The following is a 13857-nucleotide window of genomic DNA, read 5'->3' on the forward strand; positions in this document are numbered from 1 at the left end:
TGCGCGGACCTTTTTTACCCACTGTGGGTTCTATTGGTTGTAACACCGATTTGCCGATAGTCAAGGCGACTGAACGGTCAGAGTTGAAATTCTGACAGGTCGCCCCCACCACTGTATTTGAACCACTGACGAACCTTTCTTTCCATGCATGCAATCAGCCAGATTCGACTAACATTCAATCAGGATCGACCGGATCACGAACACGATGACGACGGTTCTGCAGGCATTGCTGTTCAGGAGGCCAAGCCTGCTTTACAGGCGCCGCCGATGTACAAGGTGGTTTTGTTCAACGATGACTACACACCGATGGATTTCGTGGTCGAAGTGCTCGAGGTGTTTTTTAACCTGAACCGCGAGTTGGCGACCAAGGTAATGCTGGCCGTTCACACAGAAGGACGGGCAGTATGTGGAGTGTTTACCCGTGACATCGCCGAGACAAAGGCCATGCAGGTCAACCAGTACGCCAGGGAAAGCCAGCATCCGCTACTCTGTGAAATCGAGAAGGACGGTTAACGCCGACCACTTGGGTATGAGGTGAAGCTATGTTAAACCGCGAGCTCGAAGTCACCCTCAATCTTGCCTTCAAGGAGGCTCGTTCGAAGCGTCATGAATTCATGACCGTCGAACACCTGCTGCTGGCACTTTTGGATAACGAAGCTGCCGCCACGGTTCTGCGTGCGTGCGGCGCCAATCTCGACAAGCTCAAGCATGACCTGCAGGAGTTTATCGACTCCACCACGCCACTGATCCCCGTGCATGACGAGGACCGTGAGACCCAGCCAACCCTGGGCTTCCAGCGGGTATTGCAACGTGCTGTTTTCCACGTACAGAGCTCCGGTAAGCGTGAAGTCACAGGCGCCAATGTGCTTGTGGCGATCTTCAGCGAACAGGAAAGCCAGGCAGTGTTCCTGCTCAAGCAGCAGAGCGTTGCCCGTATCGATGTCGTCAACTACATCGCCCACGGTATCTCCAAGGTGCCTGGGCACGGCGATCATTCCGAGGGTGAGCAGGATATGCAGGACGACGAGGGCGGTGAGTCTTCTTCTTCAAGCAACCCGCTGGATGCCTATGCCAGCAACCTCAACGAGCTGGCGCGCCAGGGGCGGATCGATCCGCTGGTGGGGCGTGAGCTTGAGGTCGAGCGTGTAGCGCAGATCCTGGCGCGCCGTCGCAAGAACAATCCGTTGCTGGTGGGTGAGGCGGGCGTGGGCAAGACCGCGATTGCCGAAGGCCTGGCCAAGCGCATCGTCGACAATCAGGTGCCGGACCTGCTGGCCAACAGTGTCGTCTACTCCCTTGACCTGGGCGCGTTGCTCGCCGGGACCAAGTACCGTGGCGATTTCGAGAAGCGCTTCAAGGCGCTGCTCGGCGAGCTGAAAAAACGCCCGCAGGCGATCCTGTTCATCGACGAGATCCACACCATCATTGGTGCGGGTGCGGCCTCCGGTGGGGTCATGGACGCTTCCAACCTGCTCAAGCCGCTGCTGTCGTCGGGTGATATCCGCTGCATCGGTTCGACCACCTTCCAGGAATTCCGCGGCATCTTCGAGAAAGACCGTGCCCTGGCGCGTCGCTTCCAGAAAGTCGACGTGTCCGAGCCGTCGGTCGAAGATACCATCGGCATCCTGCGCGGGCTCAAGGGGCGGTTTGAGGCGCACCACGGCATCGAGTACACCGATGAGGCGCTGCGTGCGGCGGCCGAGTTGGCGTCGCGCTACATCAATGACCGGCACATGCCGGACAAGGCCATCGATGTGATCGATGAGGCCGGGGCCTACCAACGCCTGCAGCCGGTCGAGAAGCGTGTGAAGCGCATCGACGTGCCTCAGGTCGAGGACATTGTCGCGAAGATCGCGCGAATTCCGCCAAAACACGTCAACAGTTCCGACAAGGAGCTGCTGCGTAACCTTGAGCGCGACCTCAAGCTCACCGTGTTCGGCCAGGACGCGGCAATCGATGCGCTGTCCACCGCGATCAAGCTGTCGCGTGCGGGCCTCAAGTCGCCGGACAAGCCTGTCGGTTCGTTCCTGTTCGCCGGTCCTACCGGTGTCGGCAAGACCGAAGCGGCGCGGCAATTGGCCAAGGCCATGGGGATCGAGCTGGTGCGCTTCGACATGTCCGAATACATGGAACGTCACACCGTGTCGCGCCTGATCGGTGCGCCTCCGGGCTATGTCGGTTTCGACCAGGGCGGCCTGTTGACCGAAGCGATTACCAAGCAGCCCCATTGCGTACTGCTGCTCGATGAAATCGAGAAGGCCCACCCGGAAGTCTTCAACCTGCTGCTGCAGGTGATGGACCACGGGACCCTGACCGACAACAACGGGCGCAAGGCGGACTTCCGCAATGTCATCCTGATCATGACCACCAACGCCGGTGCCGAGACGGCCGCGCGGGCTTCGATCGGCTTTACCCACCAGGATCACTCGTCCGATGCGATGGAAGTGATCAAGAAGAGCTTCACGCCGGAGTTCCGCAACCGCCTGGACACCATTATCCAGTTTGGTCGCCTCAGCCATGAGGTCATCAAGAGTGTGGTGGACAAGTTCCTCACCGAGCTTCAGGCGCAGTTGGAAGACAAGCGCGTGCAACTGGATGTCACGGAAGCGGCGCGCAGCTGGATCGCCGAAGGTGGCTACGATGCGGCAATGGGCGCTCGCCCGATGGCGCGTCTGATCCAGGACAAGATCAAGCGGCCGCTGGCTGAAGAGATCCTGTTTGGCGAGCTTTCCGACCATGGTGGCGTGGTGCATATCGACCTGAAGGATGGCGAGCTGACCTTCGAGTTCGAAACCACGGCTGAAATGGCCTGATCGTTCTGTAACAACGCAAAAGGCGCCGAAAGGCGCCTTTTTGCTGTCTTGAAATGCAATTCTCAGAATGGGGCTTGCCCCCTCCCGCAGGATCCCTCGATGTTTGAGAAATCCCATGCACACAAAAACGCCCGGCATAACCGGGCGTCTTGTATTGACTTGCTTAGCGAGCGCGGTAAGTGATACGCCCTTTGCTCAAGTCATAGGGCGTCAGCTCGACGCGCACTTTGTCACCGGTAAGAATACGAATGTAGTTCTTGCGCATCTTGCCGGAGATATGCGCGGTTACGACGTGCCCATTTTCCAACTCCACACGAAACATGGTGTTGGGCAGGGTGTCGACGACAGTGCCTTCCATTTCGAAGCTGTCTTCTTTCGACATGCAGTAAAGCCCTCGGTATCCAGTGAATGGCCCGGTGCAACTGCGCCAGGCAAAAGCGGCGTGCATTGTGCCCGAAAAAGGGTGTTTAAGCCAAGGGGTTCTAGTTAAGCGTGACCCATCTTTGATTAATCAGCAGTTCTATGGGGCGATATTGGGTCTTGTAGTTCATCTTTTTGCAGTTCTTGATCCAGTATCCGAGGTACACCGCCTCGAGTTCCAGGCGCAGTGCTTCACCGATTTGCCAGAGGATCGCGAAACGCCCGAGGCTGCGCCGCTCTTCGGCCGGCTCGTAGAAGGTGTAGACCGCTGACAGGCCGTTAGGCAGCAAATCGGTCACGGCGACGGCCACCAGGCGGCCGTCCGCGCGAAATTCGTAAAAGCGCGAGAACGGCAGGTCACGCACCAGGAAGGTGGAAAACTGGTCGCGGCTGGGTGGGAACATATCGCCGTCGGCGTGGCGCTGCTCGATATAGCGCTGGTACAGGTCAAAATACTCTTCGGTGAATCGTGGCTTGGCAGCTGCCACCGTCAGGTCGGCATTGCGCTTGAGGATGCGCTTCTGATTGCGGTCCGGCAGAAACTGCGCCACAGGGATGCGTGCCGGCACGCAGGCATTGCAGTTCTGGCAGTGGGGCCGGTACAGATGATCGCCGCTGCGTCGAAAACCCATTTCCGAGAGATCGGCATACACGTGCACATCCATCGGCTGGCTGGGGTCGAGGAACAGGGTGGTGGCCTGCTCGTCGGGCAGATAGCTGCAAGAGTGGGGTTGAGTGGCATAAAACTTCAAACGCGCCAACTCGGTCATGATCAACCCTCGGATTAGCTTTGAAATAAGTGTAAGCCAGGAGCGCGCAAGTCGCCTAAGAAACCCACGGTCCTGCGTTGGGTTGGTCCAGATGGTCACGCAGGAAACCTGCAAAGTCGCTGCGGGATATGGCGCGGGCACCCAGGCTGTGCAGGTGGTCGTTGGGCATCTGGCAGTCGATCAGTACAAAGCCCCAGGCCTGCAATTGCCGGGTCAATGTAGCAAAGCCGAATTTCGAGGCGTTGTCGGCACGGCTGAACATCGACTCGCCGAAGAACAGCTGGCCCATCGCCAAGCCATACAGGCCGCCGACCAGCTCGCCGTTGTCCCATACCTCTACCGAATGGGCGTAACCGCGCTGGTGCAGCGCCAGGTAGGCGCTCTGTATGCCTTCGGTGATCCAGGTGCCATCGGCATACGCGCGCGGCGCGGCGCACGCCTGGATGACGGCGGCAAAGTCCTGGTCGAAGGTCACGGTATAGCGCTGCTGGCGCAATAGTTTGCCCAGGCTGCGGGAGACATGCAGCTCGTCGGGGAATATCACGGTGCGCGGGTCCGGCGACCACCAGAGGATCGGCTGGCCCTCCGAGAACCAGGGAAAGCAACCGTGGCGGTAGGCTTGCACCAGTCGCTCGGCCGACAGGTCGCCGCCGGCGGCGAGCAGGCCATTGGGTTCGCGCATGGCCTTGGCCAGCGGGGGAAATGTCAGTGAGTCGCGTTGTAACCAGGTCAGCATGGCATCCAGGCTTGCGGAAGGGGAGGGGAGTGGCAGGCGGATCGCGTGCCCCAAGGGGTGTGATTATTGTCGACGCAGCGCTGTGGGGCCAGCCCGAATCGGCTGTTGGCGTGCATAAGCGTGAGCGGGTGTTTCTGCAACTCTCTGCGTGAGGCGTGGTCGTAATCGGGTCTGGCCCATGCAGGCCATTTGCCAAGCTTGCCTGGATTGGTAAAAACAGCTCATAAGCCTTTGTCAGCAAAGACAATGCATGCTCAAATTGAACATGTTGTGACACACAATTGGCTATGCTGCCTGAAGAAAGCCAAGTGGCGTGGCAACCGCAACACAAACCCGTACAATGCGGCCATTGTGGCGTTATCGCCATTTCATCCAGCAATCGCCCAGTGTTAAAAGTAGATTCCACGACGTTCGTTCATTTTTCAGCTGCTCGGATTGGGCAGTATTTGCAGTTATTCAACAGATGGACGCGCTAACAGGCGCAGGAAAAGACCCGTTTTGAAGAAATCCGCCGCAACACCTAAAGCAGCCGTCGTGCCGGCCTGGCGCCAGCACCTGCACTATCGACTCAAGGAAGGCGCGCTGATCGCTATCGGCGCGCTGTGCCTGTTCCTGATGATGGCCTTGCTCACCTATGGCAAGGACGATCCGGGCTGGAGCCATAACAGCAAGATCGAAGACGTGCAGAACTTCGGTGGGCCTGCCGGTTCCTACAGCGCCGATATCCTGTTCATGGTGCTGGGTTACTTCGCTTACATTTTCCCTTTGCTGCTGGCAATCAAGACCTGGCAGATCTTCCGCCAGCGTCATGAGCCGTGGCAGTGGAGCGGCTGGCTGTTTTCGTGGCGCCTGATCGGCCTGGTATTCCTGGTGCTGTCCGGTGCCGCCCTGGCGCATATTCATTTCCACGCACCCACCGGCCTGCCGGCGGGTGCGGGTGGGGCGCTGGGCGAGAGCCTCGGCGACCTGGCACGCAAGACCCTGAATATCCAGGGCAGCACCCTGATGTTTATCGCGCTGTTCCTGTTCGGTCTCACGGTGTTCACCGACCTCTCGTGGTTCAAGGTTATGGACGTGACCGGCAAGATCACCCTCGACTTGCTGGAGCTGTTCCAGGGCGCTGCCAACCGCTGGTGGGCCGCCCGGGTCGAACGCAAGCGCATGGTGGCCCAGTTGCGCGAGGTGGATACCCGCGTCAACGAAGTGGTGGCCCCAAGCACACCGGACCGCCGTGAGCAGGCCAAGGTCAAGGAACGCCTGATCGAACGCGAGCAGGCCCTGAGCAAGCACATGTCGGACCGCGAGAAGCAGGTACCGCCGGTGATCGCCCCGGCGCCGCCCAAGCCGGCCGAGCCCAGCCACCGCGTGCAGAAAGAGAAACAGGCGCCGTTGTTTGTCGACAGCGCCGTGGAAGGCACCTTGCCGCCGATCTCGATCCTCGACCCGGCCGAAAAGAAACAGCTCAACTATTCTCCTGAGTCCCTGGCGGCCGTCGGCCATCTGCTGGAAATCAAGCTCAAGGAGTTCGGCGTCGAGGTGTCGGTGGACTCGATCCACCCCGGCCCGGTGATTACCCGTTACGAAATCCAGCCGGCTGCCGGCGTCAAGGTCAGTCGCATTTCCAACCTGGCCAAGGACCTGGCGCGCTCCCTGGCCGTGACCAGCGTGCGCGTGGTGGAAGTGATCCCCGGCAAGACCACCGTGGGTATCGAGATTCCCAACGAAGATCGCCAGATCGTGCGCTTCTCCGAAGTGCTGTCGACGCCCGAATACGACAACTTCAAGTCGCCGGTCACCCTGGCCCTGGGCCACGACATCGGCGGCAAGCCGGTGATCACCGACCTCGCCAAAATGCCTCACCTGCTGGTGGCCGGTACCACCGGTTCGGGTAAATCGGTGGGCGTGAACGCGATGATCCTGTCGATCCTGTTCAAGTCCGGCCCGGAAGACGCCAAGCTGATCATGATCGACCCGAAGATGCTCGAGCTGTCGATCTACGAAGGCATTCCGCACCTGCTCTGCCCGGTGGTCACCGACATGAAGGACGCCGCCAACGCCCTGCGCTGGAGCGTGGCCGAGATGGAGCGCCGCTACAAACTGATGGCGAAGATGGGCGTGCGTAACCTGTCGGGCTTCAACGCCAAGGTCAAGGAAGCCCAGGACGCCGGCACGCCGCTGACCGACCCGCTGTACAAGCGCGAAAGTATCCACGACGAGGCTCCGCTGCTGGGCAAGCTGCCGACCATCGTGGTGGTGGTCGACGAGTTCGCCGACATGATGATGATCGTCGGCAAGAAGGTCGAAGAACTGATCGCCCGTATCGCCCAGAAGGCCCGTGCCGCCGGTATCCACTTGATCCTTGCCACCCAGCGTCCGTCGGTGGACGTGATCACCGGCCTGATCAAGGCCAACATCCCGACCCGCATGGCGTTCCAGGTGTCGAGCAAGATCGACTCACGGACCATCATCGACCAGGGCGGTGCCGAGCAACTGCTGGGCCACGGTGACATGCTCTATATGCCGCCGGGTACCAGCCTGCCGATACGGGTCCACGGCGCCTTCGTCTCCGACGATGAAGTGCACCGCGTGGTGGAAGCCTGGAAGCTGCGTGGCGCCCCCGAATACAACGACGACATCCTTGCCGGTGTCGAAGAGGCCGGCAGCGGCTTCGACGGCGGCAGCAGCGGTGGCGACGACGATGCCGAAACCGACGCGCTGTATGACGAAGCCGTGGCCTTCGTGCTGGAAAGCCGCCGCGCCTCGATTTCTGCTGTGCAGCGCAAGCTGAAGATCGGCTATAACCGCGCTGCGCGCATGATCGAAGCCATGGAAAACGCTGGCGTCGTCACTGCAATGAACACCAACGGCTCGCGCGAAGTCATCGCCCCCGGGCAGATGCGCGACTGATTCCGTGCCGCGTGGCACCACGCGGCGCGCCCTTACGACTCAATGAGGACTCCCATGCGTCTTATCCGCATGCTGTTGTTGCCGGCACTGGCCCTGACCGCTGTTTCGGCCCACGCTGACCCGGCCTCCGTCGCCAGCCTGAAAAACCTGTTGGACAAATCCCAGACCCTGACCGCGCGCTTCTCCCAGCTCACCCTGGATGCCGGCGGCACCCAGTTGCAGGAAACCGCCGGCGAGATGGCCGTGCAGCGCCCTGGGCTGTTCTACTGGCACACCGAAGGCAAGGCCGAGCAGACCATCGTCTCGGACGGCCAGAAAGTCACCCTGTGGGACCCGGACCTGGAGCAGGCCACCATCAAGAAGCTCGACCCGCGCCTGAACCAGACGCCGGCGCTGCTGCTGTCGGGCGATGTGTCGAAAATCAACGACAGCTTCGACATCACCTCCAAGCAGACCAGCAACGTGATCGAGTTCACCCTCAAGCCGAAATCCAAGGACACGTTGTTTGACACGCTGTCCCTGTCGTTCGGCAACGGCGTGATCAACAACATGCGCCTGGTCGACAGCGTCGGCCAGCGCACCGACATCCTGTTCTCCGGGGTCAAGGCCAACCAGCCGGTACCGGCGTCCAAGTTCAAGTTCGACATCCCCAAGGGTGCCGACGTGATCCAGGAATAAACTGCCCAGAGGTTTCAAACGCTGCCCATGGATCTGTTTCGAAGTGACCCGATTGCCCAGCCTTTGGCCGCGCGCCTGCGCTCGACCAACCTGGATGAGTACGTCGGTCAGGAACACCTGCTCGCTCGTGGCAAGCCTTTGCGCGAAGCCCTGGAGCAGGGTGCGCTGCACTCGATGATTTTCTGGGGGCCGCCGGGCGTGGGTAAGACCACCCTGGCGCGGCTGCTGGCAAAAGTCTCGGATGCTCACTTCGAAACGGTCTCGGCCGTTCTGGCCGGGGTCAAGGAGATCCGCCAGGCCGTCGAGGTGGCCAAGCAGCAGGCCGGGCAGTACGGCAAGCGCACCATCCTGTTTGTCGACGAAGTGCATCGCTTCAACAAGTCTCAGCAGGATGCGTTTTTGCCCTACGTCGAGGATGGCACGCTGATTTTTATCGGTGCCACCACCGAAAACCCTTCGTTTGAATTGAACAATGCGTTGCTCTCGCGGGCGCGGGTCTATGTGCTCAAGAGCCTCGACGAAGCCGCGATGCAAAAGCTGTTGCACCGTGCCCTGAGCGAAGACAAGGGCTTGGGCAAGCGTCAGCTGAGCCTCAGCGATGAAGGCTTCAAGATCCTGCTAAGCGCCGCCGATGGTGATGGCCGGCGCTTTCTCAACCTGCTGGAGAACGCCTCCGACCTGGCCGAAGACGGCAGCGAGATTGGCGTCGACCTGTTGCAAAGCCTGCTCGGCGATACGCGTCGACGTTTCGACAAGGGCGGCGAAGCCTTCTACGACCAGATTTCGGCGCTGCACAAGTCCGTGCGTGGCTCCAACCCGGACGGCGCACTGTATTGGTTTGCGCGCATGATCGACGGCGGCTGCGACCCGCTGTACCTGGCGCGCCGCGTGGTGCGCATGGCCAGTGAAGACATCGGCAACGCCGACCCGCGCGCCCTGAGCCTGTGCCTGGCCGCCTGGGAAGTGCAGGAGCGCCTCGGCAGCCCGGAAGGCGAGCTGGCGGTGGCCCAGGCCATCACGTACCTGGCCTGCGCGCCGAAAAGCAACGCGGTGTACATGGGCTTCAAGTCCGCCCTGCGTGCCGCCGCCGAACACGGCTCCCTCGAAGTGCCGCTGCACCTGCGTAATGCGCCGACCAAGTTGATGAAACAACTGGGCTACGGTGATGAGTACCGCTATGCCCATGATGAGCCGGACGCCTATGCCGCCGGCGAAGACTATTTCCCCGATGAGCTTGAGCCGCAGCCGTTCTACCAGCCGGTGCCCCGTGGCCTGGAGCTGAAGATCGGTGAAAAGCTCAATCACCTCGCCCAACTCGACCGCCTCAGCCCCAAACAGCGGAGAAAGTAGTGTTCAAGACGATTCTTGCCGTGTCCGCAGCCGGCATCGCTGGTACATTATTGCGTTTCGCCACTGGTACTTGGGTGAGCGCCCATTGGCCGAAGCATTTTTATGCGGCGACCCTGGCGGTCAACCTGGTGGGTTGCCTGATTATCGGGTTGTTGTACGGCTGGTTCCTGTTGCGCCCGGAAGTACCGATTGAAATTCGCGCCGGCTTGATTGTCGGCTTTGTAGGCGGTCTGACGACCTTTTCATCCTTTTCACTGGATACGCTGCGCCTGCTGGAAAGCGGGCAGGCCCTGGTCGCCTTCGGGTACCTGGGCATCAGCGTGTTCGGCGGGCTGCTCGCCACCTGGGCCGGCCTGTCCTTGACCAAACTTTGATAAACGAGAGACCGACATGCTCGATTCCAAACTGTTACGTAGCAACCTTCAGGACGTAGCGGACCGCCTGGCATCCCGTGGCTTTGCCTTGGATGTTGCGCGCATCGAAGCGCTGGAAGAACAGCGCAAGACCGTCCAGACCCGCACCGAAGCACTGCAGGCTGAGCGGAATGCGCGTTCCAAATCCATCGGTCAGGCCAAGCAACGTGGCGAAGACATCGCGCCGTTGATGGCGGACGTCGAGCGCATGGGCACCGAGCTGTCCGACGGCAAGGTCGAGCTGGAAGGCATTCAGTCCGAGCTGGACTCGATCCTGCTGGGCATTCCCAACCTGCCGCACGAGTCCGTGCCGATTGGAGACGACGAAGACGGCAACGTCGAAGTGCGTCGCTGGGGCACGCCAACGGCCTTTGATTTCGAGATCAAGGACCACGTCGCCCTGGGCGAATTGACCGGTGGCCTGGATTTCGAAACCGCCGCCAAAATGTCCGGTGCGCGCTTTGCCCTGCTGCGCGGCCCGATCGCACGCATGCACCGTGCCCTGGCGCAGTTCATGATCAACCTGCACACCGGCGAGCACGGTTACGAAGAGGCTTACACCCCGTACCTGGTGCAGGCGCCGGCGCTGATGGGCACCAGCCAGCTGCCGAAGTTCGAGGAAGACCTGTTCAAGATCAGCCGCGATGGCGAAGCCGATCTGTACCTGATCCCGACCGCCGAAGTGTCGCTGACCAATATCGTTGCGGGCGAGATCCTCGATGCCAAGCAACTGCCGCTCAAGTTCGTCGCCCACAGCCCGTGCTTCCGCAGTGAAGCCGGTGCGTCGGGGCGTGACACCCGCGGCATGATCCGCCAGCACCAGTTCGACAAGGTCGAGATGGTGCAAGTGGTCGAGCCGTCGACCTCCATGGAAGCCCTGGAAGGCCTGACCGCCAACGCCGAACGCGTCCTGCAGCTGCTGGAGCTGCCGTACCGCGTGCTGGCGCTGTGCACCGGCGACATGGGCTTCAGCGCCGTGAAGACCTACGACCTCGAAGTGTGGGTACCCAGCCAGGACAAATACCGCGAGATTTCATCGTGCTCCAACTGCGGTGATTTCCAGGCCCGGCGCATGCAGGCGCGTTTCCGTAACCCGGAAACCGGCAAGCCGGAGTTGGTGCACACCCTCAACGGTTCGGGCCTGGCTGTAGGTCGTACCCTGGTGGCCGTACTGGAAAACTACCAGCAGGCTGACGGTTCGATCCGCGTACCTGAAGTGCTCAAGCCTTACATGGCGGGCGTCGAGGTCATCCGCTAAATGGAATTTCTGCCGCTGTTTCATAACCTGCGCGGCAGTCGTGTGCTGGTCGTCGGTGGGGGGGAGATTGCCTTGCGCAAATCCCGCCTGCTGGCTGACGCCGGCGCCGTGCTGCGGGTGGTTGCTCCCCAGATCGAAGACCAGTTGCGCGAGTTGGTGCAGGGCAGTGGCGGGGAAATGATTCTGCGCGGTTATCAGGAGGCCGACCTGGAAGGCTGCACCCTGATTATCGCGGCGACCGACGACGAGCCACTGAACGCGCAAGTGTCCAGTGACGCCAAGCGTCGTTGCGTACCGGTCAATGTGGTGGACGCGCCGGCCTTGTGCAGCGTGATCTTCCCGGCGATTGTCGACCGTTCGCCCTTGGTGATCGCGGTGTCCAGCGGCGGCGATGCGCCGGTGCTGGCGCGCTTGATCCGCGCCAAGCTGGAAACCTGGATTCCGTCCACCTACGGCCAGTTGGCCGGGCTGGCGGCGCGGTTTCGTGCCCAGGTCAAAGGTTTGTACCCGGATGTGCAGCAGCGTCGGGCGTTCTGGGAAGAAGTGTTCCAAGGGCCGATTGCCGACCGTCAGTTGGCCGGGCAGGGCGATGAGGCTGAGCGTCTGCTGATCGAAAAGGTCAACGGCGCGCCGCCTTATGCGCCGGGCGAGGTGTATCTGGTAGGGGCTGGCCCGGGCGACCCGGACCTGCTGACCTTCCGTGCGCTGCGCCTGATGCAGCAAGCCGACGTGGTGCTGTACGACCGTTTGGTGGCGCCGGCGATTCTGGAACTGTGCCGTCGTGATGCCGAGCGCATCTACGTCGGCAAGCGCCGCGCCGACCACGCCGTGCCGCAAGACCAGATCAACCAGCAACTGGTGGACCTGGCCAGGCAAGGCAAGCGCGTGCTGCGCCTCAAGGGTGGCGATCCGTTCATCTTTGGCCGTGGCGGTGAAGAAATCGAGGAACTGGCGGCCCATGGCATCCCGTTCCAAGTGGTGCCGGGGATCACCGCAGCCAGTGGTTGCGCGGCGTACGCCGGGATACCGCTGACCCATCGCGACTACGCACAGTCGGTACGCTTTATCACCGGGCACTTGAAGAACGGGACGTCGGACCTGCCCTGGAGTGACCTGGTAGGGCCGTCGCAGACCCTGGTGTTCTACATGGGCTTGATTGGCTTGCCGATCATCTGTGAGCAACTGATCAAGCATGGGCGTGCCGCGGATACCCCGGCGGCGTTGATCCAGCAGGGCACCACGTCCAACCAGCGCGTGTTTACCGGCACCCTGGCGGACTTGCCGCGCATGGTGGCGGAGCATGAAGTGCATGCGCCGACACTGGTGATCGTCGGTGAGGTGGTGGTGCTGCGCGAGAAGCTGAAGTGGTTTGAAGGCGCCCAGTCTCAGGTTTGACAACACTCTTGCGACAAGCCCGTTCACCAAGACGGGCTTGCCAGCCGTACTCAGCTCAAGACACCCTGACCTGTCAGCCGCGCTCGATCATGCCCGGCATCAAACGCCTGCAACGGCCCCTTCGGCACAATCGCCGTCGGGTTGATGGTGCGGTGGCTCCCATAGTAATGCCCCTTGATGTGTGCGAAATCCACCGTCTCGGCCACGCCCGGCCACTGATACATCTCCCTCAGCCAATTCGAAAGGTTCGAATAATCGGCAATCCGTCGCAGATTGCATTTGAAGTGGCTGTAATACACCGCATCAAAACGAATCAGCGTGGTGAACAAGCGCACATCCGCCTCGGTCAGGTACTCGCCGGCCAGGTAGCGATGGTCCCCCAGATGCTGCTCCAGGTGATCCAGTTCGGCAAACACATCATCAAACGCGCTTTCATAGGCTTTTTGTGAGGTGGCAAAGCCTGCGCGGTACACGCCATTGTTCACGGCCGGGTAGATCCGCTCGTTGAGCCCATCGATGGTCGCGCGCAGCGGCTCGGGGTAGAAGTCCAGGGTGTTGCCGGTCAGGCCGTTGAACGCGCTGTTGAACATGCGGATGATCTCCGCCGATTCATTGCTGACGATGCGGTTGAGCTGCTTGTCCCACAGCACCGGCACGGTGACGCGGCCGGTGTAGTCGGCGGTGTCGGCGGTATAGCGCTGGTGCATGAATTCGAAACCATCGAGCTTATCGCCGGTGGAGCCGTGGGCCTTGTCGAAGGTCCAGCCGTTTTCCAGCATCAGCCAGCTGACCACGGACACGTCGATCATGCTTTCCAGGCCCTTGAGCTTGCGCAGGATCAGGGTGCGATGGGCCCAGGGGCAAGCCAGGGACACATAGAGGTGATAACGACCGGCCTCGGCCTTGAATCCGCCTTCGCCGCTGGGCCCAGGCTGGCCATCGGCGGTCACCCAGTGGCGGCGCTGGGCCTGTTCGCGCTGGAAAGCGCCATCTGCGCTACTTTCGTACCACTGGTCTTTCCAGTGTCCTTCGATCAGCAAACCCATGACTGGCTCCTTGGCTAATAAGCGTTGGAGCCCAGTCTAAAGGGATGAGTTCGAACTAAAAGCGCAAAGAC

12 protein-coding genes are annotated in these 13857 nt (G+C 61.1%); 8 read left to right on the plus strand and 4 right to left on the minus strand.

The window, feature by feature from the left end:
* Positions 1-144 precede the first annotated feature (144 nt).
* Together clpS and clpA are read left to right on the plus strand one after the other, a co-directional pair.
* Positions 145-513 carry an ATP-dependent Clp protease adapter ClpS gene (clpS, locus tag AC07OT_RS24550; protein WP_010567912.1) on the plus strand — a complete coding sequence of 123 codons (369 nt, stop codon included), beginning with the start codon at positions 145-147 and terminating at the stop codon, positions 511-513.
* Positions 514-542: 29 nt separating this feature from the next.
* Complete coding sequence (clpA, locus tag AC07OT_RS24555; protein WP_027606339.1) at positions 543-2813, plus strand: ATP-dependent Clp protease ATP-binding subunit ClpA; 2271 nt, start codon at positions 543-545, stop codon at positions 2811-2813.
* Between the two features lie 163 nt (positions 2814-2976).
* Here the strand turns inward: clpA and infA are convergent, their stop codons facing one another.
* The 3 genes from infA to aat form a co-directional block, all read right to left on the minus strand.
* Complete coding sequence (gene infA, locus AC07OT_RS24560; protein WP_002553999.1) at positions 2977-3195, minus strand: translation initiation factor IF-1; 219 nt, start codon at positions 3193-3195, stop codon at positions 2977-2979.
* A gap of 100 nt (positions 3196-3295) precedes the next feature.
* Positions 3296-4003 (minus strand): arginyltransferase, encoded by a 708-nt coding sequence (locus tag AC07OT_RS24565; RefSeq protein ID WP_027606340.1) that lies wholly within the window; start codon positions 4001-4003, stop codon positions 3296-3298.
* A 55-nt stretch (positions 4004-4058) separates the two neighbouring features.
* Positions 4059-4739, minus strand: coding sequence for a leucyl/phenylalanyl-tRNA--protein transferase (gene aat, locus AC07OT_RS24570; RefSeq protein WP_495109268.1), 681 nt, complete (start codon positions 4737-4739; stop codon positions 4059-4061).
* A 498-nt stretch (positions 4740-5237) separates the two neighbouring features.
* Between aat and AC07OT_RS24575 the strand changes: the two genes are divergently transcribed.
* The 6 genes from AC07OT_RS24575 to cysG are packed head-to-tail and all read left to right on the plus strand — an operon-like array spanning position 5238 to position 12740.
* On the plus strand, positions 5238-7646 hold the full coding sequence (locus AC07OT_RS24575; protein ID WP_027606342.1) for a DNA translocase FtsK: 2409 nt from the start codon (positions 5238-5240) through the stop codon (positions 7644-7646).
* A gap of 54 nt (positions 7647-7700) precedes the next feature.
* A complete protein-coding gene (gene lolA / locus AC07OT_RS24580; protein WP_016975527.1) occupies positions 7701-8324 on the plus strand; it encodes an outer membrane lipoprotein periplasmic chaperone LolA in 624 nt (207 codons plus the stop codon).
* Between the two features lie 27 nt (positions 8325-8351).
* Positions 8352-9674 (plus strand): replication-associated recombination protein A, encoded by a 1323-nt coding sequence (locus tag AC07OT_RS24585; RefSeq protein ID WP_027606344.1) that lies wholly within the window; start codon positions 8352-8354, stop codon positions 9672-9674.
* Entirely contained in the window at positions 9674-10048 is a 375-nt protein-coding gene (crcB, locus tag AC07OT_RS24590; protein ID WP_065948349.1) for a fluoride efflux transporter CrcB, read from the plus strand. Before AC07OT_RS24585 ends, crcB begins: the two co-directional genes overlap by 1 nt.
* A gap of 16 nt (positions 10049-10064) precedes the next feature.
* Positions 10065-11345, plus strand: coding sequence for a serine--tRNA ligase (gene serS, locus AC07OT_RS24595; RefSeq protein WP_495102828.1), 1281 nt, complete (start codon positions 10065-10067; stop codon positions 11343-11345).
* Entirely contained in the window at positions 11346-12740 is a 1395-nt protein-coding gene (cysG, locus tag AC07OT_RS24600) for a siroheme synthase CysG (protein ID WP_074847172.1), read from the plus strand.
* 50 nt (positions 12741-12790) lie between these two features.
* Here cysG and AC07OT_RS24605 read toward each other — a convergent pair whose 3' ends face one another.
* On the minus strand, positions 12791-13786 hold the full coding sequence (locus AC07OT_RS24605; protein ID WP_495109269.1) for a glutathione S-transferase family protein: 996 nt from the start codon (positions 13784-13786) through the stop codon (positions 12791-12793).
* Positions 13787-13857 lie beyond the last annotated feature (71 nt).

Source organism: Pseudomonas sp. GW821-FHT09C10 (assembly GCF_059418085.1).

Coding starts and splice junctions, on each gene's coding strand:
- clpS (WP_010567912.1), top strand. CDS start 145: ATGCATGCAATCAGCCAGATTCGACTAACATTCAATCAGGATCGACCG.
- clpA (WP_027606339.1), top strand. CDS start 543: ATGTTAAACCGCGAGCTCGAAGTCACCCTCAATCTTGCCTTCAAGGAG.
- infA (WP_002553999.1), bottom strand. CDS start 3,195: ATGTCGAAAGAAGACAGCTTCGAAATGGAAGGCACTGTCGTCGACACC.
- AC07OT_RS24565 (WP_027606340.1), bottom strand. CDS start 4,003: ATGACCGAGTTGGCGCGTTTGAAGTTTTATGCCACTCAACCCCACTCT.
- aat (WP_495109268.1), bottom strand. CDS start 4,739: ATGCTGACCTGGTTACAACGCGACTCACTGACATTTCCCCCGCTGGCC.
- lolA (WP_016975527.1), top strand. CDS start 7,701: ATGCGTCTTATCCGCATGCTGTTGTTGCCGGCACTGGCCCTGACCGCT.
- AC07OT_RS24585 (WP_027606344.1), top strand. CDS start 8,352: ATGGATCTGTTTCGAAGTGACCCGATTGCCCAGCCTTTGGCCGCGCGC.
- serS (WP_495102828.1), top strand. CDS start 10,065: ATGCTCGATTCCAAACTGTTACGTAGCAACCTTCAGGACGTAGCGGAC.
- cysG (WP_074847172.1), top strand. CDS start 11,346: ATGGAATTTCTGCCGCTGTTTCATAACCTGCGCGGCAGTCGTGTGCTG.
- AC07OT_RS24605 (WP_495109269.1), bottom strand. CDS start 13,786: ATGGGTTTGCTGATCGAAGGACACTGGAAAGACCAGTGGTACGAAAGT.